We start from the raw sequence: 26430 nt of genomic DNA, 5'->3' as shown, positions 1-26430 counted from the left end.
ACCTCTCCGGCGAGTCTGACGATGGGTTGTCACGGGGCCGTCGCCCTTGCATAGCACCGTCCGCGACGCGGTGGTGACGGGCGCCTCCGAGCATGGCTTCCATGGCCGGCTACAAGGCGCTGGCCGCGCTGGGCCGCAGCGTGGTCGAGATTCTCAACTTCGGGTTCCGCAGCGAGCGTCCGGCGCCGCTGCGGTGTCCGACCGCCGTGCTCGCGGGCACCGCGGACTTCGATCAGGTCAACAGCAGTCCGTCCGCTGTGATCAGGTTCCCGGCGGTCTCCCTTTACTGCTACCGGATCAGCGTCGATCGGGAGACCAGGCCAGGATGGTCAGCAGTTGCGGCTGGCGACGGGATCCCACGGGTGCCGCTACGCATGCATCTGATGATCTCGGCGTGGGACCAGGTCGTCGAGAACGAACTGGAGTGGCTGGGGCTGACGGCCCGGATTCTCGAGGCGAACAGCCTGCTCACCGGGCCGCGGCTCGATCCCTCCGGTGACTGGGACCCCGGCGACATGGTCCAGGTGGTACCGGACGAGCTCGCACTCGACTCGATGAGCGAGGCATTCCAGGCGTTGACCACCGACTATCGCCTCTGCCTGCCGTACGTAGCGCGCGTCATCGTCATCGATGCCGGCGCCACGCCGACGGCCGAGCGGGTCACCACGATCGGAAATCAGGTCGATGCGATCGGCAGGCAGCCCTCGTGACCGTCCATCAAGGCATCGACCCTCCGCTGGGTACGGTCGGGACCTCGCTGGGCCGCACCGAGGTCGCTCACCGCTTGGCGCTCGCCATCGTTCCTGTCGATGCCGTCACGCGACGTGCGGCGCCACCAGGTGTCCGGGTCGGCCGTGAAACGACACGCTCTTTGGTGCGCCGACCGAACATCGATCCGCAGCGGCTCGCCATCCCGGTGCGCGCCTCAGCGGCGTACATCCTGCTGCACGACCCGACGATTCCGCCTCAACCGTCACCACTGCCGAACGACCCGTCACCTGTTCGTCCGCCGGAAATAGCGCTCCGACTGACCGACCCGGCAGGTCGCTTCGTACCGCGCCGCTTCACCGTGCCCATCTGGACCCTCGGCGAGATCCGTAGACCGGACGCGGAACCACCAAGTGGTCCGGTCATCCCGGCGATGAGCCGAAGCATCCGCCCGTGGCTGATGCCCGGGGCGGCGTACGGCGTACCAGGAGGTGCGACCGGCATCCGGACGCGCGTCCTGCGCGAGGGCGAACCGGCGCGGTGGGCTCGCGTCGAGCTGTTCGACGCTGCCGGGAACCGGCTGGGCTGGGGACACTGTGACGAACACGGGCAGGTCCTCGTCCTGCTCGACAGGCTGGGCAGCGGCATACCGTCCGCACCGGTCGACATTGCAATCCGGATCCACGTGCCCTCGGGCGACGAACAGACAGTCGGCAACACCGCAACCGACCCGTTGTGGGACCTCGTGCGGGAGCCACTCCCCCGCGAGCCCCTGCCGCCGCCACCTCCGGTCCAGGACGACGTCACGATCGGCGTCGCGGTACCGGACGGCTACCTGACATCCGCGCAGGACGTCGTACGCCCCGTCGTCCCAGGCCGGATCACCGCCCTCGCCGACGTCATCTTCACCCCGTAATCGAGACCCAGGAGGTCGACCATGCCCGAGTACCTGACTCCCGGCGTCTACGTCGAAGAGACCAGCTTCAGATCGCGTTCGATCGAGGGTGTCCCGACGAGTACGTTCGGCATGGTCGGAGTGACGCAGTACGGTCCGGTCCGGCATCCCGCCAACGACATCCGGATGGCCACCGGCCCGGTACTCGTCACGAGTCTTACTGAGTACGAGCGAATCTTCGGCGGCCTGCGGGTCGGCCTGGACCCCTGCCAGCTCGCTCTCGCGGCCCGCGCATTCTTCGGCAATGGCGGGCGGCGCCTGTACGTGCAGCGCGTTCTCCACGCGACCGAGGACGGGGTCGGAGCAGGACCGGTGGGTGACTTCGCACGCCTCGGCATCCCGTCGGGTGCCAACCCACCCGTTCTGGAGTGGTGCGCGCGCTGGCCAGGATCCGTCGGGGCGAACATCAAGGTCGTCGTGAAGTTCAGGCGCTCGAAGAACATCCAGGTCGGTACCCAACTGCGGGGCGTTCTGCCCGGAGCCGCCGTCGAGACTGCTGCCCTGGATGGCGCGGGCCAGGCACCGACGATCCCTGACGACCAGGCCCCGGGCACCTTGCTGATCGTTGAACGACAGAACGGGGTCCTTGGCTACGGCGACGGCCAGGGTGGGTTCAACCAACCTACTGCAGGCCAGGCGGCCTTCCACATCACGACTGACGTCGAGGTTCATCTCGGCGACCGACTGGACGTCTACACCGGGCTCGAGCTCGGCTCCGAGCACAGGCGATTCATCGGCGGTGTGCTGCAGGCCGTCGACCCCGCGGACGATACCTCGCTGGTCTGGCTCCGCACACCACCCGGCCAACCCGAGCCCGACGCCACAGCCATGCTCGCCGCGATGCTGGCCGCCGACGACGGCGCTTACCTGACCGGTGGATCCGACGGTAGCCAACCTGGTGCGACCGAACTCGAGGGCAAACCTGCCGATCCGGACGGACTGGCGCCGGCGACCGGTCTCGCCGCGCTGGGCGAGATCGACGACATCGCCATCGTCGCGATGCCCGACTCGACCAACTTGAGCGACCTCGACAGTGCGAAGACTGCCGTCGACGCGCTGATCCGTCATTGCGAGCAGCAGCGGTACCGGATCGCCATCGTCGACCCGCCTGACGAGAGCTCGATCTCCGAGGTCCGCGCGTTCCGCTCCAAATTCGACAGTAAGTACGCCGCGCTGTACTACCCGTGGTTGCGTATCATCGATCCGACGGGGCCGCAGGACCCGTCCATGCCACCGACTACATTGGACATCCCGCCGTCAGGTGCCGTGGCTGGAATCTATGCGCGGTCCGATATCGAGCGCGGGGTGCACAAGGCTCCTGCCAACGAGGTGGTACTGGGCATCACCCGCTTCGTAACCAACGTGACGTATGCGCGCCAGAGCGTGCTCAACCCTGAGGGCATCAACGCGCTCAGGTTCTTCGAGGGGCGCGCGAACCGGGTCTGGGGGGCACGGACGATTTCGTCCGACCCGGAGTGGAAGTACGTCAATGTCCGCAGGCTCTTCATCTACCTCGAGCACTCGATCGACAAGTCCACGCAGTGGGCGGTGTTCGAGCCGAACAACGAACGACTCTGGGGCTCGATCCGCCAGACGATCGAGGACTTCCTGATCACGGTGTGGCAGACCGGAGCGCTGATGGGCACCCGTCCGGAGGAGGCGTTCTTCGTGCGCTGCGACCGCACGACGATGACGCAGAACGATCTGGACAACGGCCGGATGATCTGCCTGATCGGCGTCGCTCCGACGTATCCCGCAGAGTTCGTCATCTTCCGCATTGGTCAGTGGACCGCCGATTCGCGGCGCAGCTAACCCGGCACCGTGAGACTCGAGACTGGAGGGTGAGATGGCATTGCGAGACAACCCGTACGGCGCCTTCAACTTCATGGTGAAGCTCGGCGACACCGGCGGCGAGGACCAGATCTCCGGAGGCTTCTCGGACTTCTCCGGCGCGGAGGTCGAAGTGAAGTTCTCCGAGTACCGCAACGGTAACGACAAGCAGAACCACGTCCGCAAGATCCCGAACGTCCACACGACGAACGACGTCACGCTCAAGCGCGGCATTATCGGCGACCTCAGACTGTTCGAGTGGATCAAGGCGACGCGGGAGGGCACGTACGATCCTCGGACCGTCACCGTAACCTTGCTCGACGAGGCTCGGACACCGGTGTGTCAGTGGGTACTGCGGACGACACAGCCGAAGAAGTGGACCGGCCCCACGCTGTCGGCCAAGGGCGGTACCGACGCCGTCGCCACGGAAGCGCTCGTCCTGACGCTCCAGCAGATCGAATTCATCTCGCTATGAGAATGACCGGCCTCGAACTCGGAGCGCCCGGGGTCTACTTGGGCGAGGCGCAGTCGTCACCCGGGTTCGCTGCCGTGCGGCTCGACGTCGCCGGCTTCGTCGGGGTTGCCGCACGCGGGCCGATCGACGTACCGACGCCGGTGACCTCGTGGTCGGAGTACCAATGGATGTTCGGCGACATCGGCCAGTCGCCGGGCGGACTCGGAACTGCCGTCCACGCGTTCTTCGCGCAGGGCGGCGCACGGGCTTTGGTCCTCCGGGTCTCACCCCTGCCGCGGGCATCCGGGGCAGGGGTTGACGATGCCGTGGCCGTGCATCGACTGACGTTGTCCGGACCTGACCAACGCACCGCGCCCGTCGAACTGCTGCTGGATGCTGCCAACGAAGGAGCCTGGGGCAACGACCTGGCTGTGACCTGCACCCTCGTCGCCACGTCCCGGTTCACCGCTGGAGGAGGCGGCCGGCAGCTAACGAGGCCCGCCGGGCTGGCCTTGGCGCCGGGGACCCTTCTGCGTGTCTGGCTCGACGAAGGACGACATCCCACGTTCCGTTGGGTCGAGTCGAGCGCGGTCCGTGAAGACGGTCGCGGCGGCCGGGCCACGGTCGTAGTGCTCCACGACGACCTCACCGGCGTGCCGGACCTCGGCGTCGGCGAGCCATGGGTGCAGAGTCTCGACGTCGACGTCATCACCGCCAGCATGAGCATCACCGACCCTGCCGCCGATGTCCGCCGGCAGGAGCGCTTCGACGGCCTCGGGCTGAGCCTCCGTCATCCGCGTGCGATGCGAGTCGTGCTCAGCAACGAATCCTTGCTGGTGCGGCCGCACGGGCCTTGGCCGGAGCGAATTGTTCCGCCCGACGCCCGACTCGGCGCGGCCCGGTCCGAGCTCGCCGTCCGGGCTGTCGACCGCTTCGACCGGATCGGTCCAGGTAGTTTCTTCGGTGATGTCGCGCCGGAGCTCCTTCCGGTTGGCGGCGGCGCCGACGACCTCGAGCTCTACGGCGTCGACAGGATGAGTGTCGAGCCCGAGATCGCGTTGCTGAGCGCGCCGGACCTGTTGTGGGACACGGTCGTCACACCGGCGGAGGTCGAATCGAGCCGGTTGCCGACGTACCCGGATTTCCGGACCTGCGAGGGGATGGAGGAGCCGATCAAGTACGAGCCCGTCGAGCCCGCGGCCGTCCTGCTGGAAGGCGGCGGCAGCAGCCTGGACACGGCGATGGTTCGTCAACGGCGCGTGGTGGCGCTGGCCGAACGACAGCAGCGGTTCGTCGCCTTGCTCGACGTCCCCGACGGGCTGGCGTACCGGGATCTCGCGCGATGGCGGGCTGCCTTCGACAGCAGCTACGCCGCGGCGTACCACCCGTGGCTTGCCACGATCGCCGAGGACCGACGCGGCCGGCACCTGCGACGGCTAGCACCTTCCGCCGCGGCGGCGGGGATCACGGCTGCCCGCGAACGCCGGCTCGGGCTCCCCTGGGGCCCCGCCGCCGAAATCGCCATCGACGCGGTGCGGGTCGCCCGTGATCTCAGCGATGCGGAGCACGATCGACTGCACACGCTGGGAATCAACGTCTTTCGTGCCGAACGGGACGGATTCCTGCTGACTGCCGCGCGTACGCTCAGCATGAATCCGGATCTCCGGCAGCTCAGTGTCAGACGGCTGATGACGATGCTGCGGCTGGCGCTTGAGCGGCACGGACAGTGGCTCGCGTTCGAACCCAACACGCCGGCGCTGCGACATGACCTGACGCAGGCGGTGACGCTACTGCTCAGAGATCTCTACCGCGACGGGGCCTTCGCGGGGGCGACCGAGCAGGAATCGTTCTGGGTGCACTGTGACGACGCCCTCAACCCACCCTGGTTGCAGCAGCAGGGTCGACTGGTCGCCGAGGTCGGCGTGTCACCGTCCTCACCGCTGGAGTTCCTCGTCATACGGCTGAGTAGAGACGCGGCCGGCACCATTGGTGTGGAGGTCTGAGCTGTGTCCGAGCAACAGGTCGAGCTGGTCCAGGCGTTTCGCTTCCAGATCGCCCTGTCGAGAAGCCTCCCTGGCCGCACGCTAGCAGCACCGCCGCAGCTCGACGCAAAGGCGGCCGGTTCGGCCGCTGCACCGCCCGCACCCGTCACCGGAGGTTCCCGAGCCGGTTCCACGACAGCGCCGCCCGCGGCCGGCGGGCCGACGTCGGGGCCGGATGACCGCCTCGGCGACGGCGGGTTCCAGGAATGTGCCGGGCTCACTCTCGATGCCGACGTCCACGAGGTGCTCGAAGGCGGTTCCAACGACACGTCGGTACGCCGCGTGGGACGCGTGAAGCATGCGCCGATCGTGCTCAAGCGCGGAATGCTCGTCCCGGTCGGCGGCGGGTACGCCGACGCCGCCATCTGGAGCTGGATGACCGCGATGGTGGCCGGCCAGGTGCCGCTGCCGCGGTACGACGGGCGGATCGCGGTGTACGACCCGACGTTCCAGCGTGTTGTCGCGCGGTGGACCTTCGTACGCGCTCTACCGGTGAAGGTCGTCGGACCCACTCTCCAAGCAGTGACCGGAGCTGTCGCGGTGGAGGAGCTGCACCTCTCGCATGAAGGACTACGTCTGGAGGAGGCACCATGACCGCGGAGCTCGTCCGGGCAACCCTGCAACGCCTCACCCGGGTACCGGCCGGAAAGAAGGACGCACCCGCCCTGGTCCGCCCCGACGGGGACGCGATCTCGGTGCAGCTGAACCCTGCGACGCTCAAGATCACTCGCCGGAACAACGTAGACCGAGGGGGCGTCACCACCGGTACGCAGAAGGCGCAGCACCCGGCACAGGAGCATGCGACCCTCGCCTTCGATCTCGAGTTCGACACCAGCGAACAGGGCGCGAACGGTGAGCATGTCGACGTCCGGCAGTGGACTGCCCTGGTACGGCAGTTCGTGGAGCCGCCCAAGCAGAAGCCCACAGATGCCTCGCCGGCGGTCCGCTTCACCTGGGGGCGGCTGATCTTCAACGGCATCGTCGACCAAGTCACCGAGGACCTCGACTACTTCGCCCCGGACGGAACCGCACTGCATGCCAAGGTCAGTCTGAGCATCTCGGAGCAGGACTTCACCTTCGAGCGCATGGAATCCGGCAACGGCAGGCGTGACCAGGCGGCCGCGAAGGAACCGGAGCAGCTCAACGGCGCGGCACCCGGGCAGACCGGTACGCGCGATCCGCAGAATGTGGTTCAGGCCCACGAGGGGGAAAGCGCCCAGCAACTGCTGGCCCGGCTCGGGCGCGACCCGTCCACCTGGCGCGCCGCGATGTCAGGTCTCGAGAGCCCGCTCGGCCTCGCCGCGGGAGCTCCCGTAACCATCGGGCCCGAGAACGCGTCCGGGCTCAACGGGGCCGTGGGCTCGGCCGCCGAGCAGTTCGCCGCTGCCCCCACAGCCGCGACACCAGACGCCTTGGCGGCTGCCCTCGGTGACCCGTCCCCGGGCCGGGTCGATCCGCGCACCGCTGGCTTCGCTCTGGCGGCTGCCGGCGGTCTCGCACGGGCGGAGCAGATCGTCCGTGCGCAGACCATTGACGCCGACATACAGAACACTGCCGCCGGATTCGCCGTACCATCCGGAGCTTTCGCGACTGCAGCTCCCCTGGACGCCCCGATCGACCCGCGGCAGCTGACCTACGGCAGGGCCGTCCCTTTGCAACGCCGTGCCTATCCGGCGACAGCCTCGCAGGCCAGCCTCGGCGGGTCATCGGCGATCAGCGCCCGAGCCCGGTCCACCGAGCTCGATGTCGGTCCCGGGGCGCCACCCTGGCAACGGCTTCCGAACACCGCCTGGCCCGACCAGGACTGCGAGCAACGCGGCCGTGACGCACGCACGCCGATACTGCGGTGGAGGCCAGGAGGTGGTGCGTCATGACGCCGGTCTACGTACGCGAGCTGCGGACCGAGATCAGTGCGAGCACGCCGGCGCCCCGCGTCGAACCGGACCGGCGCGATCCTGCTGCGTTGGCCGAGGAGACCCTGCTCCGCGCTGCTCGCGCCGAGTGGCTGGCGGCCCGGGTTGCCGCGGAGGACTTCGATGACTGAGCGGCCGGTCCAGGTCCAGGCTCCGGTGTTCACTGTCGACGGAACACTCGTCCACACCTTGGGCAGAGACTGCCTACGGCTCGAGATCCGCGAAGGCCTCGCCGGACTGCGCACTCTCGAAGCCCAGTTCCTCGCGGTCGGCGCCGGCGACGACGGTCCCCCTGCACGGCTACGGCACCTGGACGGCTCGACCGTCGACTTCGGCCGATCCATCAAGGTTGCCATCGGCCCCGATTCCGGACAGCGATTCGCCTTCGACGGGTCCATCTCGGCGCTGGAGCTCGAGATCGGCGACGGCGAACCGCAGCGCGTCGCGGTCCTCGCCGAGGACGCGCTGATGCGGCTGCGCATGACACGACGGCTGCGTTCCTGGTCCGAGATCACCGACGCCGAGCTGGCCTCGAACATCGCCCGGGAGCACGGGCTCGATGCAGACGTGCAAGCCGACGGGCCACGCTATGACGTGGTGCAGCAGCTCAACCAGAGCGATCTCGCGTTCCTCCGCGATCGCGCCCGGCTGATCCAGGCCGAGCTGTGGTGCACCGGATCCACGCTTCACTTCCGCTCTCGTTCGACCCGGCAGGCCACGGCCGTGACCCTCAGCAAGGGCGCTCAGTTGCTCAGCGCCCGCTTCACCGCCGACCTCTCGGCACAGCGCAGCGAGGTGGTGGTCAGCGGGTACGACGCGACGCAGCGCTCGGTCATCAGCGAGCGCGCGGACAAGGATGTGGTCGAGGCCGAGGCGATCCCCGGCCGATCCGGCGCCGCAATCGTGACCGCGGCACTGGGCACGTCGGTCACTGCCCGGGTGCGGGAGGTCCCGTTGACATCTGAGGAGGCGTCTGCGTGGGCCAGGGCGGAGATGCTCCGGCGTGGACGAGCCTTTGTCACCGCAACCGGAGTCACCAACGGCACTCCTGACCTCGTCGTCGGCTCACGCCTGACCCTGCGGCTGGTCGGAGAGCCCTTCGAGGGTGAGGGGTACTACGTCACCTCGGTCTGCCATCGGTTCGATCTAGTCAAAGGACTCCGTACCGAGTTCACGGCGCAGCGGGCCACCCTCAACGAGGTGGCCTGATGGACCTTCCGCAGCCTCGCGACGGCGCCGCACCTGCGTATCACGGCGTCTACCCCGCATTGGTCACCGACCTGGTCGACCCGAAATCACTCGGCAGGATTCAGGTTTCGTACCCATGGCTCGGGAACGACGGCGTGGACGTCCGTGCCTGGGCCACGCTGTGCACGCCGTACGCGGACGACGACCAGGGGCTGCTCGTGCTTCCGGAAGTCGGCAGCCAGGTCACAGTCGCCTTCGAGGCCGGCAACCTCCGCAGGCCCTACATCCTCGGTGCGACCTGGAACGGGAAGGAGTCGCTGCCGTACGATCCCGAGCGTCTCAACAACATCCGGGTACTGCGATCGCGGGCGGACAGCCGGCTGGAGTTCGACGACACCGCCGGGGCGGCGAAGGTCCGGATCACGATGGCCAACGGCCATGCGGTCGTGCTCGACGCGGCTGCTCAGGAGATCACGATCACCCACGCGACCGGGTGCAGGATCAAGCTGACCGCCACCGACGTCGAGGTCGACGCCAACGTGACGGTGAAGATCACCTCCCCGATGGTCCAGGTGGATGCCGCCGTGTCGAGTTTCAGCGGCATCGTGAAATGCGGCATGCTGGTCGCGGAGCAGATGGTTACCTCGCCTGCCTACAGCCCGGGCGCCGGGAACATCTGGTGACGCCATGTCGACGCTGACACAGCCGGCTGCTGTCACCGCCCTACCTCTGGCCGGTCATCATCCGCTGGCCCTGCGGACTCCGTGGTACCAATGCGAACGACTGCGGATCGATCGTTTCGACCCCGTCGCGGTCAAGCCGACCATCCAGATGTACGACACCGCCGACCTCGTACAACGGATGATCGCGGATCCACGCGACTCCCTTGTCTTCGGAGCGGAAGACGAATGGACCGTCACGGTGTCGCGACCGTTGTCCGAGCAGAAGGCCGGCACCGGCCGGATGCGGTTCGCATCCCACAGCTTCGTACGCATGGGCACGCGCAAGCTCTTCCAGCCCAGCCACGATCGCTTCTACGCCGTGGTCGTCGAGGTCTTCTGCGACCACGACGGCCTCCCCCGCCCGAACCCGGCGGACGAGTTCACCATGGCGTTCGCCGTACGCCGTCAGACCACGTCGACCCGACTGACCGAGCGTCAGGTACGGCGAATGGCACGAGACGTGCTGCGCAGCAGAACCGTCGCGCACGCACCGGTCCCCGAACTGTCGCCGGCCGTTCTGCTCCCACCGGGCAAGCAGGCGTGGATGACCAACCGTCTCGGCGGGCAGGGGTGGGTCGACGTCGATCGCGACGGCCGTCCGCTGCCTGATCGGCCGATCACCGCGGCAGAGCGACTCGACCTCGAGGACGCGCTCGCAGAGGTGTTGGTGCCGATGTGGCGCATCCCGACGAGTTCCGCGTTGTGCGACGCCGCGCGGACGAGATCGCTCTGGTTCGGCGTCGTACCGACGTACTCCGGAGATCACGGGACTGCGTTCGATCACGCGATCCCTGTTCGCGGCACGGTCGGACAGCCTCGGTACGACGACCTCGCCACCTACGAGATCGTCTGCCGAGCCCTCCGGCCCGCTCCAGAACCGTGCCCGCCGGATATTTATTGGAGCGCTCCGTCCGAGCCCTATCGGCTTGCTGCGTTCTTCGACCCTGAGGGCACCAAGAACCACAAGGTGTCGATCTCGATGCCCGACTTCCGGGCACTGGCGGCTCGAGCCGGTCAGCCGTCCACCGGCGGCGTCGCGATCACCTCGCCACCGGCGTCGCAGCTCTCGTTCGACCCGGACAACGGCTCGCCCAGCGGGGGAACTGTCGGTGGAACTGTGGCGCAGACCTGTACCTTCGCGCTCGAACTGTTCGCGATCGTCGGATTCTTCGTCTTCAGTCTCTTCCTCCCCGTCGTCGTCCTCGTGTTCCAGCTGTGGTGGCTGCTCCTGCTGAAGGTTTGTCTGCCGCCCAGTGCGCAGGCGATGAATGTGCTGCGCGACCACTTCGACACCGACGGCGGGACTCTGGCCACTCTCGCAACCGCCAAGGACGGCACGAAGACAGCTGCCGCCCGTGACACGTTGGACTCCCTTCTCGGCTTCCGCGGAACTGCGCGGATTGCGCGTCCGGAGTCGCGCTTCGAGCCGGCCAACGCCCGCACCCTGATCGATGCTCTCGGCCCACAGGAAGATGACGCGAAGGCACTTGTGTCTGAATCCAAGCCGCCCGATCCGCTGTGCTCAGATCCGGATGGCAGAAGGTGAACTTCGCACCGCCCGTCCGCGAGCAGCGGTCGGCTCGCGTCCCATCGACGGCTCCGGCTCCGACACCGCGATCGACGGCTCCGCCGGCTCCCGGCGCTCTTGCAACCGCGTCCGCGCTCGCACCCGCGGCCAGACCGGCACCAACCCCGGCGCTGTTGCCTGCAGGGGCGCCGCCGCACGAGTTGGCGCTGGTCGGCGGGTCTCCCATCGAGGCGCCGGCGAACGTTGTCGACTACGTCAAGGCGCGCGACGGGGCTCCGGTTCGCGTGCGGCTCGGCACGATGGCGGCCGGGACGATCACTGTGCACGCAACTTCCAAGGGACTGCGAACCGAGGAGACGCAGTCGGTGCCTCTCCTGCATCCGATGCTCGCGCCGCTGCGCTCGGCGGGTGTCGAACCTGTGTTGGCGATCGATGTCGGTTCACAGGGGGTCAGCGGCTACGTGTCAGTTCGCGTCGGCGGCCACCTGCTCAAGCCCGGCGGGATATCTCGCGAGCTCGGCAAGCACGCTGCGCTGCTCGGCCTGCAAGGCCTCGACTCGTTGTCCCTGCCGATCGCCAAGAACCAGCTGGACGGCACGATCCTCGGTCTCGAGTTCAAGAACCTCAGCTTCAAGATCGGCGGCTTCCTCAGTGGCAGTGGCTCGTTGGGCCTGCACAACGAGATCGTGACCTTCGACGCCACGGCGACCGGAACGGTGCCGGGTCTGGTCACGATCACCGTGCCGATCAAACGCGGCGCAGACGGGTCACTGTCCGGGAAGGTGAACGTCGCCCTGTCGGTCAAGGGCTTCAGCGGAGAGGTCGAAGCGTCGTACGCGAACGGCGTCGTGGACGTGATCGGGACAGTGCGTTACATGAACGAGAAGTTCGACGGGAGTGTGACGATCGCGGCGACCGACAAGCAGAACGCCAAGGCCTTGTCGACCGCGCACACACCGGCTGAGGTCAAGACCACCGCACCCGCGGCCGAGGGAACCAAGCCGCATGAAGGCGCCGCTCCGGCGCCGGCTGCAGCTACGCCGGCCGCGGCCGGCGCCGGGCCGGCTCCAGGTGCGGCCGTCGCCGCGAAGCCCGGACCGCGCGTGCTCGTCGGCTGGGGCACCGTGAACGTCCGGCTCGCTGAGTGGCTGACCGGCGAGGCGAGCGTTCTCGTGGATGCTGACGGTGATGTGACGATCGTCGGCAAGATCACCCCGAAGCTGACGAAGCCGCTGTTCGAGCAGCGGGACAACAAGTACCAGCTCGCCAAGGTGGAGGTGCGGGCGGTGTACGGCGTACCGGTTGTCGGCAACGTCTTCGTGTTCGCGAACATCGGACTGGAGGCCTTGGCGAAGCTGGGACCGGCGACGTTGACGAACATGGAGATGACCGGGACCTGGTCGACCAAACCGACTGTGCTGCAGAGCTTCGGCCTGACGGGCACGCTGAACATCTCGGCGTTCGCCGGGCTGCGGCTCGTAGCAGAGGGCGGGGCCGGGCTCGAGATTCTTGACCACGACATCAAGATCGGTGTGGCACTCGGCGCACTCGCCGGCGTCCGGGGCTATGTCGATGCCACGCCGCGGATCGGCTACCGCGAGGTCGCCGACCCGCAGGCCGGCAAGAAGGGCGAGTTCTTCCTCGGCGGTCACCTCGACATCGCAGCGCAGCCGTTCCTGCAGCTGGGCGGCGGTCTCTTCGTCGACCTGGACAGTCCATGGTGGTCTCCCGCCCCCGACAAGCGCTGGACCTGGCCGCTGGGTCAGCTGGAGTACCCACTGCCTGGCGAGTTCGGCATCGGAGCCGATGTCGAACACGTCCTCGGCTCCGGCAAGATCCCCGAGATCAAGTTCAGCAAGGTCGACTTCAACGCCGACCGCTTCCTGACGGACCTCGTCAGCGACCACGTCCCACCCAAGAAGTCCACCGACGCCCAGAAGAAAGGCACCTGGAGCGAATCCACCTCCAGAACCGCCGCCGCCCCTCCCCAACTCAGCCCCGGCACCGCCAAGCCTCCCGCCACGGCCTCCAAGCCCGGCGGCCCCAGCGGCAAGACTCCCGCCGACCACGCCCAAACCCCCAAAGCAGAGAACGACGCCAAGACCAAGCAGGCCATGCAGGTCTACCTCGCGGAAATGAAGGCGGCAAAGGCGCACCCCGAGGACGACACCGAGATGGCCGCCACCCTCCGCAAACTGAAAGCCGCCGGCTTCACCACCGCCGAAGCCACCCACGAAGGCCCCAACTGGCACATCAGAGCAACCGTCAACCCAACAGCAGAAACACGTGTTCCGGCCGCGACCACCTCCGGCCCGCTTGCAGCCAAGTACTTCGCAGATCAACCGAAGAAGGAGCCCAACGTCAACAAGGGTGACATGATCACGAGCGGCTCCGCGCCGGCGGGGCAGCACAAAGTGTTCGACGTGCGTCAGGAGAAGAAGGACTTCGGCGGATCATCGGGGTCGGTGTGGGTCGTCGTGCTCGAGAGCCAGACGAAGTCTGGGCGGCGCATGTTCGATGCATACCAGCATGGGAAGCCGAACTTCGTCGTGGTCGTTCCCTCACTATTCACACACCGGGACCGCCAACCGAAGACTTCGCAGTCCGAGGACCGAGGGACCTACATCTCCTTCGAAGTCGGCGTGTCCGACTACCTCGAGCCCAAACAGGATCCTGCAGGATGGGCCGAGCTCGGCTACGCTAAAGCCGCCATCTGGGATCGAGCTCACCTTCTGAGCGGATGGCTGGATGGGCCAGGTGAGAGATGGAACTTGGTCTCAACACCGCACCAGGTGAACTCTGCGATGTCGAGCAGATATGAGCAGCGCCTCAAGGCCGCGGCAAGGTCGGGTGGTCGATTCCATTTCGAGGCGCACGTGAAGTATCACGCCACGGACGACCAGCAGATCATGAAGAAGCTGGTCAATCCCAAGTACAACCCGACCAACTACCCCGAACACATCACAGTCTCGGTGAAGGCACTCTCCCCAGTTCCGAAGGGTCTCGAGGATCCCTCCGGGCCCTACTCCTTCGGCCCGATCGATCTGCCGAAGGCAGCCGAGCTGGACGGATACAACGCCTGACACGCGTGGGTGACGGTTGGTGTGGAGGATCGGGGTATGGGGTTCGGTGAGGTGGTTGGGGGGGCTCGGTCGCCGGTTGACGGGTGGCTGGGGGTGGGGGTGCGGGCGCCGTTGCGGCCGGTCGAGGGGCGGCTCGGGTGGGTCGACGGGATGGATCTGGTGCGGCAGTCGATCGAGACCATTCTTGACACCGAGCCGAGCGAGCGGCTCATGCTTCCGGGCTTCGGGTGCGGATTGCGCCGTTATCTGATGGCGCCGAACACGGTCTCTACGCGCGCGGCGATCCAGCACGATGTCGAAGCAGCGCTGACGACCTGGGAGCCGAGGATCAGCCTGGTCGAGGTGTCGGTCACCCCCGGCGAGCAACCAACCCTGGTGTGGATCGGCATCTCGTACGTCCGCTCCGCGGATCTGCGTGCTGACAACCTCGTCTACCCGTTCTACCTCCAGTAGCGCAGCGACGGCACAGCCATGACCATCACGGGACCTACCCTCGATGATCGCACCTACGAGCAACTGCGCGAGGAACTGATCCGCCGGATCCCGGTCTACACGCCCGAGTGGACCAACCACAACGAAAGCGACCCCGGGATCGCCCTCGTCGAATTGTTCGCGTCACTGGGCGAGTCGCTGCTGTACCGATTCAACCAGATCCCGGACACCACCAAGATCGCCTTCCTCAACCTCCTCGGCGTCCGGCCGCGGCCGCCGCAGCTGGCCGGTACGTTGCTCGTGGCAACGACAGATCGTCCTGCGGGAGTACAGGTTCTGCGCGGCACTCGCGCGACCGCCGGAGCGGTGGAGTACGAGACCGTCAACGAACTCCGCGCCTGGCCGCTGCGGGCAACAGCCGCGGGGAAGCTGTGCGTACCGACCGACATCGACCTTGACGAGCGTGAACGGCTCCGCGAACGCCGGCGACGCGAAGACGCGGATCTCCGTCAGCGCGCGGCGCTGCGGCGCCCTGCTGCTGACGTCTCGAATCCCACCTGCTTCTACCGTACGCAGGTCCTGCCGGACGATCCGACTACTACGGAGCCTGCGCTCGACGTGAGCCGGACCGCCGACCGATCTCTCTGGCTCGCGCTGGTCGCGGACCACCCGTTCGACGCCTCACAGTTGAGTGGCCAGACTCTCTTCATCGGGGTCGCGTTCGACGAGAAACTGCCTCGGCCGTTCGATCTCGACTCGGTAGAGGCCAGGCCGGGAAAGAAATGGATCAGCGACGAACTGACGACGGATCCGCCGGAGACGCGCTGGGAACTGTGGAGCGGCCCCGATGCGCCGGCGCAGCAGACGATGTTGTCGTTGACCGTGGTGAACGACAGCACTCGCGGGATGACGACCACCGGCGTGGTCGAAGTCGAACTGCCGCAGGACTTCCCGCTGCAGAGCAAGGGTGCTGTCCCGCTGGGAGATTACTATTCGCCGCCACCGATGGACGATCCCAAGGTTGCCGCCAACATCATCGGGTGGCTACGAGTACAGCGACCGCGCTCCGAGAACGACGGCATCCACGGGGTCCGCTGGGTCGGTCTCAACGCCGTACAGGTCGAGCAGGCCGTCACCGCCCGGCCTGAGCTCCTCGGGGTCGGAAGTTCGGAGCCAGGTCAGACCTTCCAGCTCACAAAGGCTCCTGTGCTGTCCGGCACCGTCAGGCTCGATGTGGAGGAGAACGGCGACTGGAGGCAGTGGACCGAGGTCGAGACGCTTGCGACCAGCCGCGAAGACGACGCGCACTTCAGCGTGGAGGCCCAGACGGGACTTGTCCGTTTCGGGATGCGCAGCAGGGTGCCGCAGCTGGGACAACGCGTCCGCGTTGTCAGCTACAGGTACGGCGGCGGTGCCGCAGGCAACGTACCGCGTGGTGCAATCAACGCGTTGACCGGCGTAGCCTCGGTCACGGTCACCAACGTCCTGCCGGCCCGCGGCGGCGCGGACTCGGTGACGCTGGCCGCTGCGCTCTCGGACATCCCTGGACGCGTTCACCGACGAGACCGAGCTGTGGTGGCCGAGGACTTCGGCTCGCTCGCCTGCGAAGTGAGTGGGGTCAGTCGCGCTGACACGCTGTCGCTGTTCCACCCCGACACCCCGACCGTGCGTCGGGCGGGAGCAGTTAGTGTCGTCATTTTCCCGGACGAGGATCTCCGCAGCCCGGAGGCACCGCTCCCCGACTCCGACCTCCTTCGTCGCGTCGCGACCTACCTCGATCCCCGACGTCTGGTCACGACCGAGCTCTACGTCATCCCCCCGACCTACCGAGAGATCGCCGTGGCGGTCGGGATCAGGGTCAGGGAGGGCTACCAGGTCGACGCGGTCCGTCGGTGGGTGGAACTCCTGCTGCGCCAGTATCTCGCGCCGGTGCCGCCTTTCGGCCCGTCCGGCCGCGGGTGGCCACTCGGCCGGGCCGTACGGCGGGCCGAGCTCGAGGCAATCGCCGTACAGGTCGACGGGGTCGACTCCGTCGAGGGCGACCTTCAGCTCGCTCGGCGACTCGGCTCGGCGTGGGACGTGCAGCAAACGGTGGAGCTCAGTCGTTGGGAGATACCTCAACTGTCGACCATGACCGTGGTGCGCGGTACGCCGCTACCGGTCGGCACCGGTTACACGCCGCCACCCGATCCGGGCAAGGATCCAGTGCTGGTTCCCCTGCCACCGGAGGTGTGTCGATGACGATGACAACGCTTCCCGCAGGGTTGACCGGGAGCCTCAGCCGGCTCTCGGAACCGGATCAGTGGCTACGCTGCCACCACAATGGCACGAGCCTGCTCGATGACGGCCACGGGTTCGAACTCGCCTGGACAGTCCCTTCAGAGGCCAACGACGACAACCCGCCCGCAGCACCCGCGGGGCTGGCCATCGACCGCTGGGGGCGCGCCTATCGAAGCGAACCGGCGCTCGGCAAGGTCGTGGTTCTGCCACACGCTGTCCTCGAGCCACCTGCCGATGGCACGGCTCATCCCGGAGCCCTCGAGCGGCCACGTGGGCTCGCCATCGATCAGGCCCAACGGTTGTACGTCGCGGAGCCGGGACGTGCGAGAGTCCTGGTCGTCGACCTGTGGTCGCAGCGACTCCTCCGTGCCGTTCCGACTCCTGGTTCGAGCGGCGGCGTCGTGAGGCGCCCGGTCGATGTGGCGACAGCGGACTTCGGCGTCCTCGCACTGCTTGACGGCCCACCGTCGCTCGTTGCGATTCGCGGCCGGCGCGGACCCATACCTGCAGGAATACTGACGCCTCCGCCCGGAGCGGGCGGACTCCGGCCGTCCCGACTGGTGTGCCATCCCACGGCCGGCGTCCTCGTGCTCTGGACCTCGCCGGAGGGACCCGAGGCCGTCATCTGCACGCCCGAGGGCCGGCGCCCATTATCGGTGCCGGGAGCAACTGATCTCGAGGTGAACGACCGCCAGATCCTCGTCGTAGCGGTCGGACCCGGTCGGCCGCTCCTCGCGTGGCGCGACGACTCCGGCAGTTGGATCGGCATCGAGCCGCAGGCCGCGCCCGGGTACGACGGAGCCGCGCTCGGCGTCGACCTCGACGGAGGCGTCGTCTACACCATCGCAGGAGGCATGGCCCGCATGGCGGGAAGTGCCGCGGTCTACCAGTCGTCCGGCCGGCTGCTGACCTACCGGCTGGACTCCGGCAGGTACCGAGCACAATGGGGTCGAGTCTTCATCGACGCCTGCATCCCACCAGGTACTGCACTCCGCCTCGCCGCGGTGACCACCGACGTCGACGAGGTCATCGACTCGTTGCCGCCGCGCGCGCCGGATCATGAATCCCGATCTGTGCCGTACGCCGAACTCACACCACCGCTGCCGCCGGCCGAGCTCATTCGTGATGTCTCCGACGAGACAACCCAGCCGCTGTACCACCGGACGGCAGGCCGGGAGCGTCCGTGGGAGCAGATCCCGAGTGATGACGGCTACGAGACGTACGAAGCGCCGGTCAACGCCCCGCCAGGACGGTACCTGTGGCTTGTCATCGACCTCGACGGCAGTGCCAAGGCGTCTCCGCGAGTACGGGAGGTCCGCGTGGAGAAGTCCGGCCATCGCCTCGCGACACAGCTGCCCCGTGGCTGGTCTCGGGACGAATCCGACGCAGCCTTCCTCCAGCGGTTCCTCGCACCCTCCGAGGGCATGCTTCGCGACCTCGATGCCCGCGCAGAGCAACGAAGCTATCTGCTCGACCCGCTCACGGCTCCCGTTGAGGCCCTCGACTGGCTGGCGGGGTTCCTCGGCATGGTGCTCGACCGGCGCTGGCCCCTGTCGTCCCGGCGTGAGCTCGTCGCACAGGTCTACGACCTGTACCGCCTGCGCGGAACGAGAGCCGCGCTGGAACAGATCCTCACGCTTTACCTGCGCCGCGACGTGGCGATCGTGGAGAACTGGCGGCTTCGCGGGTTGGGTGGTTCGGTTCTCGGCCCTCCTACAACGGGGCCGCGCCCACCGTTCATCGCGAGCGCCGGCCGGGCAGTGGAGCCGCTCGGCTCTTTCAGCGTCGGCGGCCCGCTTCCAGGTGCGAACGACGTACTGGGCGACGATGACGCGATCGCCCACCGCTTCACCGTCATCCTGCCGACGCCGGTCGATCGTGACGAGCGAGCGGTGCTGACCTCGATCATCGAGGCTCAGAAGCCGGCACACACCCGAGCCGATGTGTGCGAGTTCGGCGCCGGAATGCGCATCGGCCGCTTCCGCACCGGGCTGACCTCGTTCGTGGCTGTGGATTCGGGCTGGGTGCCGGAGATCGCCGGCCAGGTGTTCCTCGGTGCCAACGGGATCGTCGGTGTGCCCGACCGGGCGGCACAGATCGAGAACACGGCCATCGGGCGGGTGAGGATCGGATGAGCCACGGACACGACCTCAGCATCGACCTGCTGTCGACCACGCTCGTCGGAGTCGACCGCACAGCGGACGCACACCGACGGCTCGGTGCCACCGCGCAGGCTGTCGTCGACGACCTGCCAAGAGCCCTCGCTCGTACGCCGCTGCCATCCGGACTGTGGTTCATCCGGGAACTGGATCTTGCGCTCGGGTGCGGGGAGCTCAGCCGCCTCCCCGAGCTCGTGCCGCAATGGGCCCAGGCCATCGTCGACGTTCTGTCGCAATCGATCAGCACCGATCCACGGTGGATTCACTTCGAGAGCGACGTAGATCTGCTGGCAACCTTCGTGGTGAGCACGGTTGCCGATCGCAACGATGATGACTGGATGTGGGTGCAGGCCGGGCTGGTCGATTCCCCGGCGTACGCGGTAGATTCCGCGGTCCGCATCCCGGTCGCACTGTCCCGGCGGCCCCACGCGGTGCTTCCAGGTCTGATCCAGGCCGTCGCGAGATGCGGAGTACCCGGCATCGATCGCGCCCTGGGCGTGGAGGGCTGGACCGCCCTCGCCATTGTCATTGGGGCCACCTACGGTGTTTCGGCTGCGGCGCTTGATGGCGGAACCGTCGTGCCGAGCGACGCCGCGGCGCAACGCTCCAGCGCAGCACCGACTGCGACACAGCGAGCCCGGATGGATCGTGTCGTGATGGACCGACCGGAAGCCGACCGGACAGAAGCGGAGCAGCCGGCGTCGGATCGGGCGGCGGATCCGGGGCGCGCCGGATCGTACGGGGAGGTAGATCGGACGGTAGCAGACTGGACGGAACGAGATCAGGCCGTGGCGGATCGGGCTGTGGTGCTTGTTGGAAGGTCCAGCCTGGCCGTGTCGTTCCTGAAATCGCGGCTCCGCCCCGACCTCGCCGTCGCAACGGCGTGGGCGTGGTTGATCGTCTACGAGGTCGAACCTGCGCTCGCCTCCGCACCGTCAGGTCAACCGACAGTCGCCGAGATCGCCCGCCAGCTCCTCGAACGACTCGCTACGGACGAGATCGTCCTCGCCCCGACACATCGCGATCCGCACAACACGATTGCTCCAGAGGAGATACCAGACTCGCGCCCGGCGAGTGCCGCCGCCATAACGGATCGCGGCGACAGTGACTCGTCCGACCGCTCAGCGGAGCAGAGCCGGTGGGCAGGACTTCTGTTCCTTCTCGCGACCTCTGCACATGCAGGACTTCCGGGCTGCGTACGCGACGACCCCGCGCTCTCACAGCGAGGCGTCCAGTGGACGCTCTGGCAAGTCGGACAACTGCTTACGAGAGCCGCCGGCGACGAGCCCGCAGTGCTGGCGCTCGCCGGCTTGTCCAGGACCGACGTTGCGAAGCTTCTCGACGGAGTTCCGGCGACTGACGCCGAGCAACGCCGCGTTGCCTTGCTCGCCGCCCGTTGGCGGCGGATCACCGTAGCTCGCCTGCAGGCAGCAGCCTGTGGCACGGACGATCTCCCGAGCCCAGCCCCGGCACGTCTGTTGGACTGGTTGATCCACCGCGGCGGACACATCGTCGCCACACCGGGGTGGGTCGAGGTGGTTCTTCCTGGCATGTCGGTGGAGCTGGCGATCCGCAGCGCCGGCCTGGACCTCGACCCGGGGTTCGTTCCTTGGCTCGGAACGGTGGTGACGTTCCGCTATGAGTGAGCTCGACGCGGCCATCCACCTGCTCGTGGAGCGCTTGTCCGACCATGTCCGTACGGTCGTGGCGCCCGAGGCGCAGCGCTGTGCCGATTGGCTCCGTGAATGGACCGAACTACACCCGCGCGGCGGTCCCACCACGCACATAGGCGGCCTCGAGCGCCTTCGCGACGTGCTCGACCTGGTACCCGCCGAGCTGGAGCTGATCACACTCGCGGGAATGCCGGACGACGACAGCGGCTTCGCCTCGGTGTTCCGGGTGCTGCACCCCAGGGCCGTGGGGCGGCCGACCGTTGGCCTGGGGCTCCGGTTGCTTGGTCCGACCTACGGCGAACGTGCGGTTCTCGCCCTCCTGCACGAAGGCTCCGCGATCGCCACAAGGGCGCTCGAGATCACCGGAGATGACGCATTCACCGAGCGTTCTCTGACCCTGCTCGATGGCCTGTGGCCGACACTTCGCGGGTTGCAGACCGGCGCGGCAGCCAACTATCCGGATATCGACGGTCTCCTGCCCGGACTGGAGGACTGGCTTGAGGAGCCGCTCGTCGCCGACGCGGTGACAGCTCTGCAGCATCCCGCCAGGACGGTGATCCTGATCCTGGCTCAGGACGAGACAGTTGCCCTCGGGCGCTGCGCGGCGCTCGCTTCGGCTGCCGGCGCTCCCCCGTTGGTACAGCGCTGCGCACCCGACGACTCACTCGCGCTTGCCAGGCTCTCTGTCCTTGCCGCCGCACGCGGGCACCTGCCGATCGCTGTCGCATTCCAGCCGGAGGCACTGACCGGGCCTGCACGCGGGCTGAACCCGACACTGGTCACCGGCCCGCTCATCATCGCCGCTCCGGCTGGGTCGGTGGCCTTGATCGGACCGGATCCTGTCATCGGTATCACGGTCGCTCCGGTTTCGCCGGCTGATCAGCGCCGGGCATGGCACTCGATCTTGCCCGATCAGCCCGAGGCAGCTGCGGATCTAGCTGCGCGGCACTCCCTCGACCCGACGACAACCGCACAGCTGGCCGTCGATCTCGGCCGACGGCCGGACAGAACGGACGTCGCAGGGATCCAGGCAGCTGTCACCGAGTCCATCCGGGCCCGTGCCAGCTCGGCGCTGCCGGCCGGTGCCCGGCTCACCACACCAGATGCCGGCTGGGATCGCCTGGTCCTCCCCTACGGTCAGACCGACGTTCTGGACGAGGCGGTCTCGCGGCTCGAACACCAGCAGATTGTCCTCGAGGACTGGGATTTGGGGCAGGTCGCGCGAGCCTGTCGTGGGGTCCGGCTGCTCTTCAGCGGCCCGCCGGGTACCGGCAAGAGTCTGGCCACGGAGGTCGTGGCGACCGCGATCGGCACCGACCTGCTCGTCGTCGACGTCGCCAACATAGTGTCGAAATGGCTGGGTGAGACCGAGAAGAACCTAGGTGCGATCTTCGACGTCGCCGAGCGCACTCAGGCCGTGCTGTTCCTCGACGAGGCCGACGCCCTGTTCGGCAGCCGAACAAAGGTCAGCGACGCGCACGACCGGTACGCCAACCTCGAAACGGCATACCTGCTGCAACGCGTCGAACGATTCAACGGCCTGGTCGTTCTGGCGACCAACCTGCGCCAGAACATCGATCCTGCGTTCAGCCGGCGGATGGACTACATCGTCGAGTTCGAGCTGCCCGACACACCGAGCCGGCTGAGGCTCTGGGAAATCCATCTGCCGGCTGAGATCCGGGCTCCAGGAGTCGATCTGGACGAACTCGCCTGGCGTCACGCCGTACCCGGCGGCTGGATCCGCAACGCCGCGATCGGGGCCGCCTACCTGGCCGCCCGCGAAGGCGGTGCCGTCACCTACGGCCAACTGCTCACCGCGCTGCGGCGCGAGTATGCCAAGGACAGCCGCTCGATGCCCGAGGATCCGCCGCGGTCGAGGCTGGCGGCCGGATCTCTCCCGCGTCCGGACCGCAGAGCGATCCGTGCCCTCGCGGCCGCACCCAAGGAGTCGACATGACCACTGCCCCGCACGCATCGACGCTCGCCGACGACGACCGCGAGGACATCGAGTTGCCGCTGTGGCCGTTCCAGGACCTCAGGGTGGCGTCCGGGATGCTGCTCGGCACCGAGGACTTTCACGTGATGCTGGGCAACCCGCGCGGGAAGATGCGGCTGCACCAGGCCTGGCTCCACGGCTCCGGGGTCGTCTGGGGCCTGCCGGTCACCTGCGACAAGATGATCATCGACGTAGGGCCGGGTCTGGCAATCGACGGTCGCGGACACGAGCTCAGGATCGAGGCGCGGCAATGCCGCGATCTCGGACTCTGGGCGAATGAATGGCTCAAGGCGCATCGTGCCGCGAGCGGCCCCGGAGGCTGCGGCTGTAGCACCCCGACTCCGGATCTGCAGGATCCCGACGATGACGGCTGCGGCACACACACGCATAACGCCCGCGTGTACGTCGTGCTTCAGGCCGAGTTCTGTCTTGACCGCATGGTGCCGGCGCTCGCTGACCCCTGCGACACGACGCGGGAGCACAACGAGGCCTCGCGGGTTCTGGAGACTGCTCGCCTGGACCTCGTCGAGACGGTCGGCGACGAGTGGCTGCCCTACCCCCGCCTGCGTGCCCTCTTCGGTTTGGAGCCGGGCAGCAAGCATGCCGAGCCGAACGGTGTAGTGGCACTGGCAGCGGAGCGGATCGCCAACGCAGAACCGGACCAGCGGGCGAAGGTGCTGCTCGACGAGGCGCGCTGCCTCGCCGCGGCTGACGTCACCGAGCTCGAGCCGCCGACGGAACCAGGTTCCACGCATCCGGACCTGTTCCCGACCGAACCGGCCGCCGCCCCCGTGATTCTGGCCCGGCTCGACCTGAAGGTGGCGGACGACGGCTGCATCGAGCTCGCAGCGCCGATCGACATCTGTGAGCGCCGGGCGATCCTGCCGAGCAGGACGATCCAGGAGCTGCTCTGCGGGGACGCCTTCGGAGCGGGATCCGCGGCCGCCGCACGTGGTCCGCGCCTCGAAGACAATCCGACCTGGACGTCGGACCTGAAGGAATTCAGCTTCCGCTTGACCAAGCCGGCGGTGCCCGGGTCGGAGGAAAGTGCCGTCGAGGTGAGCTCGTTGTCCCGTCGCGGTCTGGGCTGGGCACGTGAGGAGACCCGCCGGATCTGGCTCGATGACGACGGCAGGACCGTGCATGTGCAACTCGAGCACGCGCCGTCGTACGCCACCGTGCGAGTCATCATCCGTGGAACCGGACGTACTCCGCTGTACGGCAGGGCACCTCATGTTCCCTTCGCCGGCCGCACCGGGGTACCGCCAGGGTTGCCGGGCGACGGCCGGGACGCCGTCGTCACCGTGGAATTCAACTCGCTCGAGCCCGACGACGTCGAGAAGGAGGATGACGAGATATGACCACAACACCAGCGATCTCCGCATCCGAGACCAAGCCCTCGTCCGCGACGCCCGGCGCCTTCGATCGGCTGACTGCTTTCGACGGCCTGTTCCTGCGGGCCGAACACATCAACCTCATCGAGAGCTACGCAACCGATGTGGCCTTCGCTGTCGGTGCCTCGACCGGTCCGGGGGTGGTACACGGGTTCGACGTCAGCCTGCACGGTTACGAGCTGAGAGTCTCGGCGGGCCTGGCCCTGATGGCAGATGGGCGTCCGCTTCGGACCACCGCGGTACTGACAGCCCGCGTCGACGACTTGGACGTCAAGGCAGGGCGCTACTTCGAGGTCGGATTGCGGTCGGGCTCGTGGCCTCATGGCGACGAGGCCGTCCAGGGCCTGCTGTGCGACGAGCCGTGCGGGTGCGACGGCGGCACACGGCGTACTGCGCGCACGTACGACGGCCCGTACCTGGTGATCCGGCCGGTCGATACCGAGAGCGGACTTGCCGAGCAGGTTACCGCTCACCGTTCCTGGCTGGCCTCACGACGGTTCCGCCAGGAGGAAGACGAAGCCAGGCGCTGGCCGGCAACCGACCCTCGCCTGCCGGAGCAGTGGCCGCCGAACTTCGGCGAGCGAGCGCGCGACACTCTTCCGCTCGCGGTACTGCTTCCGCCACTGGCGGACTTCGACTGGCAGGTCGACCAGTGGACCGTCCGGCGCGACAAAGGAGCGCCACCGCCCGAGCACCACTGGCAGTGGCGACTGGGGATGCGTCCACGGCAGGTGTTCATTGCGCAGGTTCTGCAGTTCCAGGTCCAGCTCAACGAGGGCGAACCGGCAGCCGCGGCTGCATCTCGGGCGACCAGTCTGCGCGGCGAGCTTCAGAAAGCGGTCGAATCGATCCGCGAAGCCGAACGTCAACAATCAGGGGAACAACGGGAGCAGGCGCTCGACGAACTGGACCGACGGATCAGCGGATTCGAGCAAGAGTTGTCCACGCTGCTGGAGGCACCCCACGACCGGGCCTTCGCTGAAGCACCACCTGGACCGCAGCTCGTCGAGCTTCCCCCGGCGGGATTCGTCCCTCGCGGGGGCGCGACGCTCGAGACCGTCGCCGCAGCTGTCGAGACCTATCTCGCCTGTCCGCGCTTCGTCCGCAACGTCTGCACCTGCGAGCCCGGCGACATCGGCGCCCTGTTCGCCGCCGCACAGCACCGCGACCGGACGCGTACTCCGCGGTCGACGGCCTACGGCAACGAGACCGGCGTCATTGATGTCTTCGTGGCGCTGCGCAACGGCGAGCCGTCGTACGACTGGGTGCTCTTCACTCGCGCCGAACAAGTGGAATGTCCACAGCCGACCCCGCCGGAACCCGCGCTGGACCTGGTGACCGTCCAGGCAGAGTTCGACATCGAGTCGATCCGGGAGCTCGGCGTCCTCACTTACCCCGCTCAAGCCTGGCAGGTACCGGAGGACGCTGCACTCGTCTTCCCCCTCGTTCGCGACCTCCTCACCCAGCGGACCTTGCAGAGCGTGCGGGCCTCCGTCAGGTCGGACGACCGTCGGCCGCTCGGCTACCTTCGGGCATCTCTCCTCGTCGGCCCGTTCTTCGACAACGCTGCATCCAGCCTGCCGCCGGTCGAGACGAGCGTCGCGTCCGACCAGCAGGAGACCATCACCGTCGTTCTGGGGGACCCGATACTCAATCTCGCCCAGACAGAGACCGATCTTCCGGCCGAAGCCGCAGACGCGGGAGACGCCGAAACGGCCCGAATGACCGTGCCCGTCTCGAAGGCCTCACCTCGCAAGTCATCGAGGGCCACAGCGGATCCCGCGGCTGGCAGAACCTCGACAGCCAGGAAGGGGAAAACCAGAAAAGCGAGCGCCGATGAGTGACAACGCCGACTCGCAGAAGCATGAACCAGGTCAGCGTCGCACGACGGGTGTCTGCGTAGTTCGCTCGGAGGCCTTCGACCATGGACGGCTCTACTCGATTACGGAGAGCCTCGATGTGATGCAGGCCTCCGCTCAACGGAGACATCGATCCGCAGACGTCGACGAGGTCCTGCGCATCGTAGCCCGATTCCTCAGCGACTCCTCCACATAACCATTCAAAGGAGAATCA

19 protein-coding genes are annotated in these 26430 nt (G+C 67.6%); all 19 read left to right on the top strand.

What is annotated here, in order from left to right:
• The first annotated feature begins 101 nt into the window (after window positions 1–101).
• The 19 genes from EV645_RS32280 to EV645_RS32195 all read left to right on the top strand — a co-directional run bounded on the left by EV645_RS32280 (window position 102) and on the right by EV645_RS32195 (window position 26201).
• Window positions 102–710, top strand: a complete 609-nt coding sequence (locus tag EV645_RS32280) for a Pvc16 family protein (protein ID WP_157997204.1) — start codon at window positions 102–104, stop codon at window positions 708–710.
• Window positions 707–1624 carry a hypothetical protein gene (locus EV645_RS32275; RefSeq protein ID WP_130447816.1) on the top strand — a complete coding sequence of 306 codons (918 nt, stop codon included), beginning with the start codon at window positions 707–709 and terminating at the stop codon, window positions 1622–1624. The genes EV645_RS32280 and EV645_RS32275 overlap by 4 nt, the downstream gene beginning before the upstream one ends.
• A 21-nt stretch (window positions 1625–1645) precedes the next feature.
• Window positions 1646–3475, top strand: a complete 1830-nt coding sequence (locus EV645_RS32270) for a phage tail sheath family protein (RefSeq protein ID WP_130447815.1) — start codon at window positions 1646–1648, stop codon at window positions 3473–3475.
• Between the two features lie 34 nt (window positions 3476–3509).
• Window positions 3510–3968: a phage tail protein gene (locus EV645_RS32265; RefSeq protein WP_130447814.1), complete on the top strand. Its 459-nt coding sequence runs from the start codon at window positions 3510–3512 to the stop codon at window positions 3966–3968.
• A 2-nt stretch (window positions 3969–3970) separates the two neighbouring features.
• On the top strand, window positions 3971–5950 hold the full coding sequence (locus EV645_RS32260; RefSeq protein WP_157997203.1) for a phage tail sheath C-terminal domain-containing protein: 1980 nt from the start codon (window positions 3971–3973) through the stop codon (window positions 5948–5950).
• Between the two features lie 3 nt (window positions 5951–5953).
• Window positions 5954–6583: a phage tail protein gene (locus EV645_RS32255; RefSeq protein WP_130447812.1), complete on the top strand. Its 630-nt coding sequence runs from the start codon at window positions 5954–5956 to the stop codon at window positions 6581–6583.
• Window positions 6580–7863, top strand: a complete 1284-nt coding sequence (locus tag EV645_RS32250; protein WP_130447811.1) for a CIS tube protein — start codon at window positions 6580–6582, stop codon at window positions 7861–7863. The genes EV645_RS32255 and EV645_RS32250 overlap by 4 nt, the downstream gene beginning before the upstream one ends.
• Window positions 7860–8033, top strand: a complete 174-nt coding sequence (locus tag EV645_RS41985; protein WP_157997202.1) for a hypothetical protein — start codon at window positions 7860–7862, stop codon at window positions 8031–8033. Before EV645_RS32250 ends, EV645_RS41985 begins: the two co-directional genes overlap by 4 nt.
• Window positions 8026–9111, top strand: coding sequence for a phage late control D family protein (locus EV645_RS32245; protein WP_130447810.1), 1086 nt, complete (start codon window positions 8026–8028; stop codon window positions 9109–9111). Before EV645_RS41985 ends, EV645_RS32245 begins: the two co-directional genes overlap by 8 nt.
• The gene (locus EV645_RS32240) at window positions 9111–9773 is read left to right on the top strand and encodes a phage baseplate assembly protein V (protein ID WP_130447809.1); all 663 of its coding nucleotides are present in this window, start codon (window positions 9111–9113) and stop codon (window positions 9771–9773) included. Before EV645_RS32245 ends, EV645_RS32240 begins: the two co-directional genes overlap by 1 nt.
• Window positions 9774–9777: 4 nt before the next feature.
• Window positions 9778–11358, top strand: a complete 1581-nt coding sequence (locus tag EV645_RS32235) for a hypothetical protein (RefSeq protein ID WP_130447808.1) — start codon at window positions 9778–9780, stop codon at window positions 11356–11358.
• A complete protein-coding gene (locus EV645_RS32230) occupies window positions 11355–14423 on the top strand; it encodes a hypothetical protein (RefSeq protein WP_130447807.1) in 3069 nt (1022 codons plus the stop codon). Before EV645_RS32235 ends, EV645_RS32230 begins: the two co-directional genes overlap by 4 nt.
• 93 nt (window positions 14424–14516) lie before the next feature.
• Window positions 14517–14876 carry a GPW/gp25 family protein gene (locus EV645_RS32225; RefSeq protein ID WP_198681994.1) on the top strand — a complete coding sequence of 120 codons (360 nt, stop codon included), beginning with the start codon at window positions 14517–14519 and terminating at the stop codon, window positions 14874–14876.
• A gap of 18 nt (window positions 14877–14894) precedes the next feature.
• On the top strand, window positions 14895–17096 hold the full coding sequence (locus EV645_RS32220) for a putative baseplate assembly protein (protein WP_130447805.1): 2202 nt from the start codon (window positions 14895–14897) through the stop codon (window positions 17094–17096).
• Window positions 17093–19270, top strand: a complete 2178-nt coding sequence (locus EV645_RS32215; protein ID WP_130447804.1) for a phage tail protein — start codon at window positions 17093–17095, stop codon at window positions 19268–19270. The genes EV645_RS32220 and EV645_RS32215 overlap by 4 nt, the downstream gene beginning before the upstream one ends.
• Complete coding sequence (locus tag EV645_RS32210) at window positions 19267–20940, top strand: hypothetical protein (protein ID WP_130447803.1); 1674 nt, start codon at window positions 19267–19269, stop codon at window positions 20938–20940. Before EV645_RS32215 ends, EV645_RS32210 begins: the two co-directional genes overlap by 4 nt.
• Window positions 20933–22924, top strand: a complete 1992-nt coding sequence (locus EV645_RS32205) for an ATP-binding protein (protein ID WP_130447802.1) — start codon at window positions 20933–20935, stop codon at window positions 22922–22924. Before EV645_RS32210 ends, EV645_RS32205 begins: the two co-directional genes overlap by 8 nt.
• Window positions 22921–24324 (top strand): hypothetical protein, encoded by a 1404-nt coding sequence (locus tag EV645_RS32200; RefSeq protein WP_130447801.1) that lies wholly within the window; start codon window positions 22921–22923, stop codon window positions 24322–24324. Before EV645_RS32205 ends, EV645_RS32200 begins: the two co-directional genes overlap by 4 nt.
• The gene (locus tag EV645_RS32195; RefSeq protein WP_130447800.1) at window positions 24321–26201 is read left to right on the top strand and encodes a hypothetical protein; all 1881 of its coding nucleotides are present in this window, start codon (window positions 24321–24323) and stop codon (window positions 26199–26201) included. Before EV645_RS32200 ends, EV645_RS32195 begins: the two co-directional genes overlap by 4 nt.
• The last annotated feature ends 229 nt before the right edge of the window (window positions 26202–26430 follow it).

Source organism: Kribbella rubisoli (assembly GCF_004217145.1).
Taxonomy (GTDB): Bacteria; Actinomycetota; Actinomycetes; order Propionibacteriales; family Kribbellaceae; genus Kribbella; species Kribbella rubisoli.
Note: the sequence above shows the minus strand (reverse complement) of the source record. Positions and strands in the feature narration are given on the sequence as shown.

Excerpts from the sequence above, each read along its gene's own strand:
- EV645_RS32210 (WP_130447803.1), top strand. The coding sequence starts at position 19,267 with ATGAGCCACGGACACGACCTCAGCATCGACCTGCTGTCGACCACGCTC.
- EV645_RS32270 (WP_130447815.1), top strand. The coding sequence starts at position 1,646 with ATGCCCGAGTACCTGACTCCCGGCGTCTACGTCGAAGAGACCAGCTTC.
- EV645_RS32235 (WP_130447808.1), top strand. The coding sequence starts at position 9,778 with ATGTCGACGCTGACACAGCCGGCTGCTGTCACCGCCCTACCTCTGGCC.
- EV645_RS32280 (WP_157997204.1), top strand. The coding sequence starts at position 102 with ATGGCCGGCTACAAGGCGCTGGCCGCGCTGGGCCGCAGCGTGGTCGAG.
- EV645_RS32250 (WP_130447811.1), top strand. The coding sequence starts at position 6,580 with ATGACCGCGGAGCTCGTCCGGGCAACCCTGCAACGCCTCACCCGGGTA.
- EV645_RS32200 (WP_130447801.1), top strand. The coding sequence starts at position 22,921 with ATGACCACTGCCCCGCACGCATCGACGCTCGCCGACGACGACCGCGAG.
- EV645_RS32260 (WP_157997203.1), top strand. The coding sequence starts at position 3,971 with ATGACCGGCCTCGAACTCGGAGCGCCCGGGGTCTACTTGGGCGAGGCG.
- EV645_RS32205 (WP_130447802.1), top strand. The coding sequence starts at position 20,933 with ATGAGTGAGCTCGACGCGGCCATCCACCTGCTCGTGGAGCGCTTGTCC.
- EV645_RS32265 (WP_130447814.1), top strand. The coding sequence starts at position 3,510 with ATGGCATTGCGAGACAACCCGTACGGCGCCTTCAACTTCATGGTGAAG.
- EV645_RS32240 (WP_130447809.1), top strand. The coding sequence starts at position 9,111 with ATGGACCTTCCGCAGCCTCGCGACGGCGCCGCACCTGCGTATCACGGC.
- EV645_RS32195 (WP_130447800.1), top strand. The coding sequence starts at position 24,321 with ATGACCACAACACCAGCGATCTCCGCATCCGAGACCAAGCCCTCGTCC.
- EV645_RS32215 (WP_130447804.1), top strand. The coding sequence starts at position 17,093 with ATGACGATGACAACGCTTCCCGCAGGGTTGACCGGGAGCCTCAGCCGG.
- EV645_RS32220 (WP_130447805.1), top strand. The coding sequence starts at position 14,895 with ATGACCATCACGGGACCTACCCTCGATGATCGCACCTACGAGCAACTG.
- EV645_RS41985 (WP_157997202.1), top strand. The coding sequence starts at position 7,860 with ATGACGCCGGTCTACGTACGCGAGCTGCGGACCGAGATCAGTGCGAGC.
- EV645_RS32245 (WP_130447810.1), top strand. The coding sequence starts at position 8,026 with ATGACTGAGCGGCCGGTCCAGGTCCAGGCTCCGGTGTTCACTGTCGAC.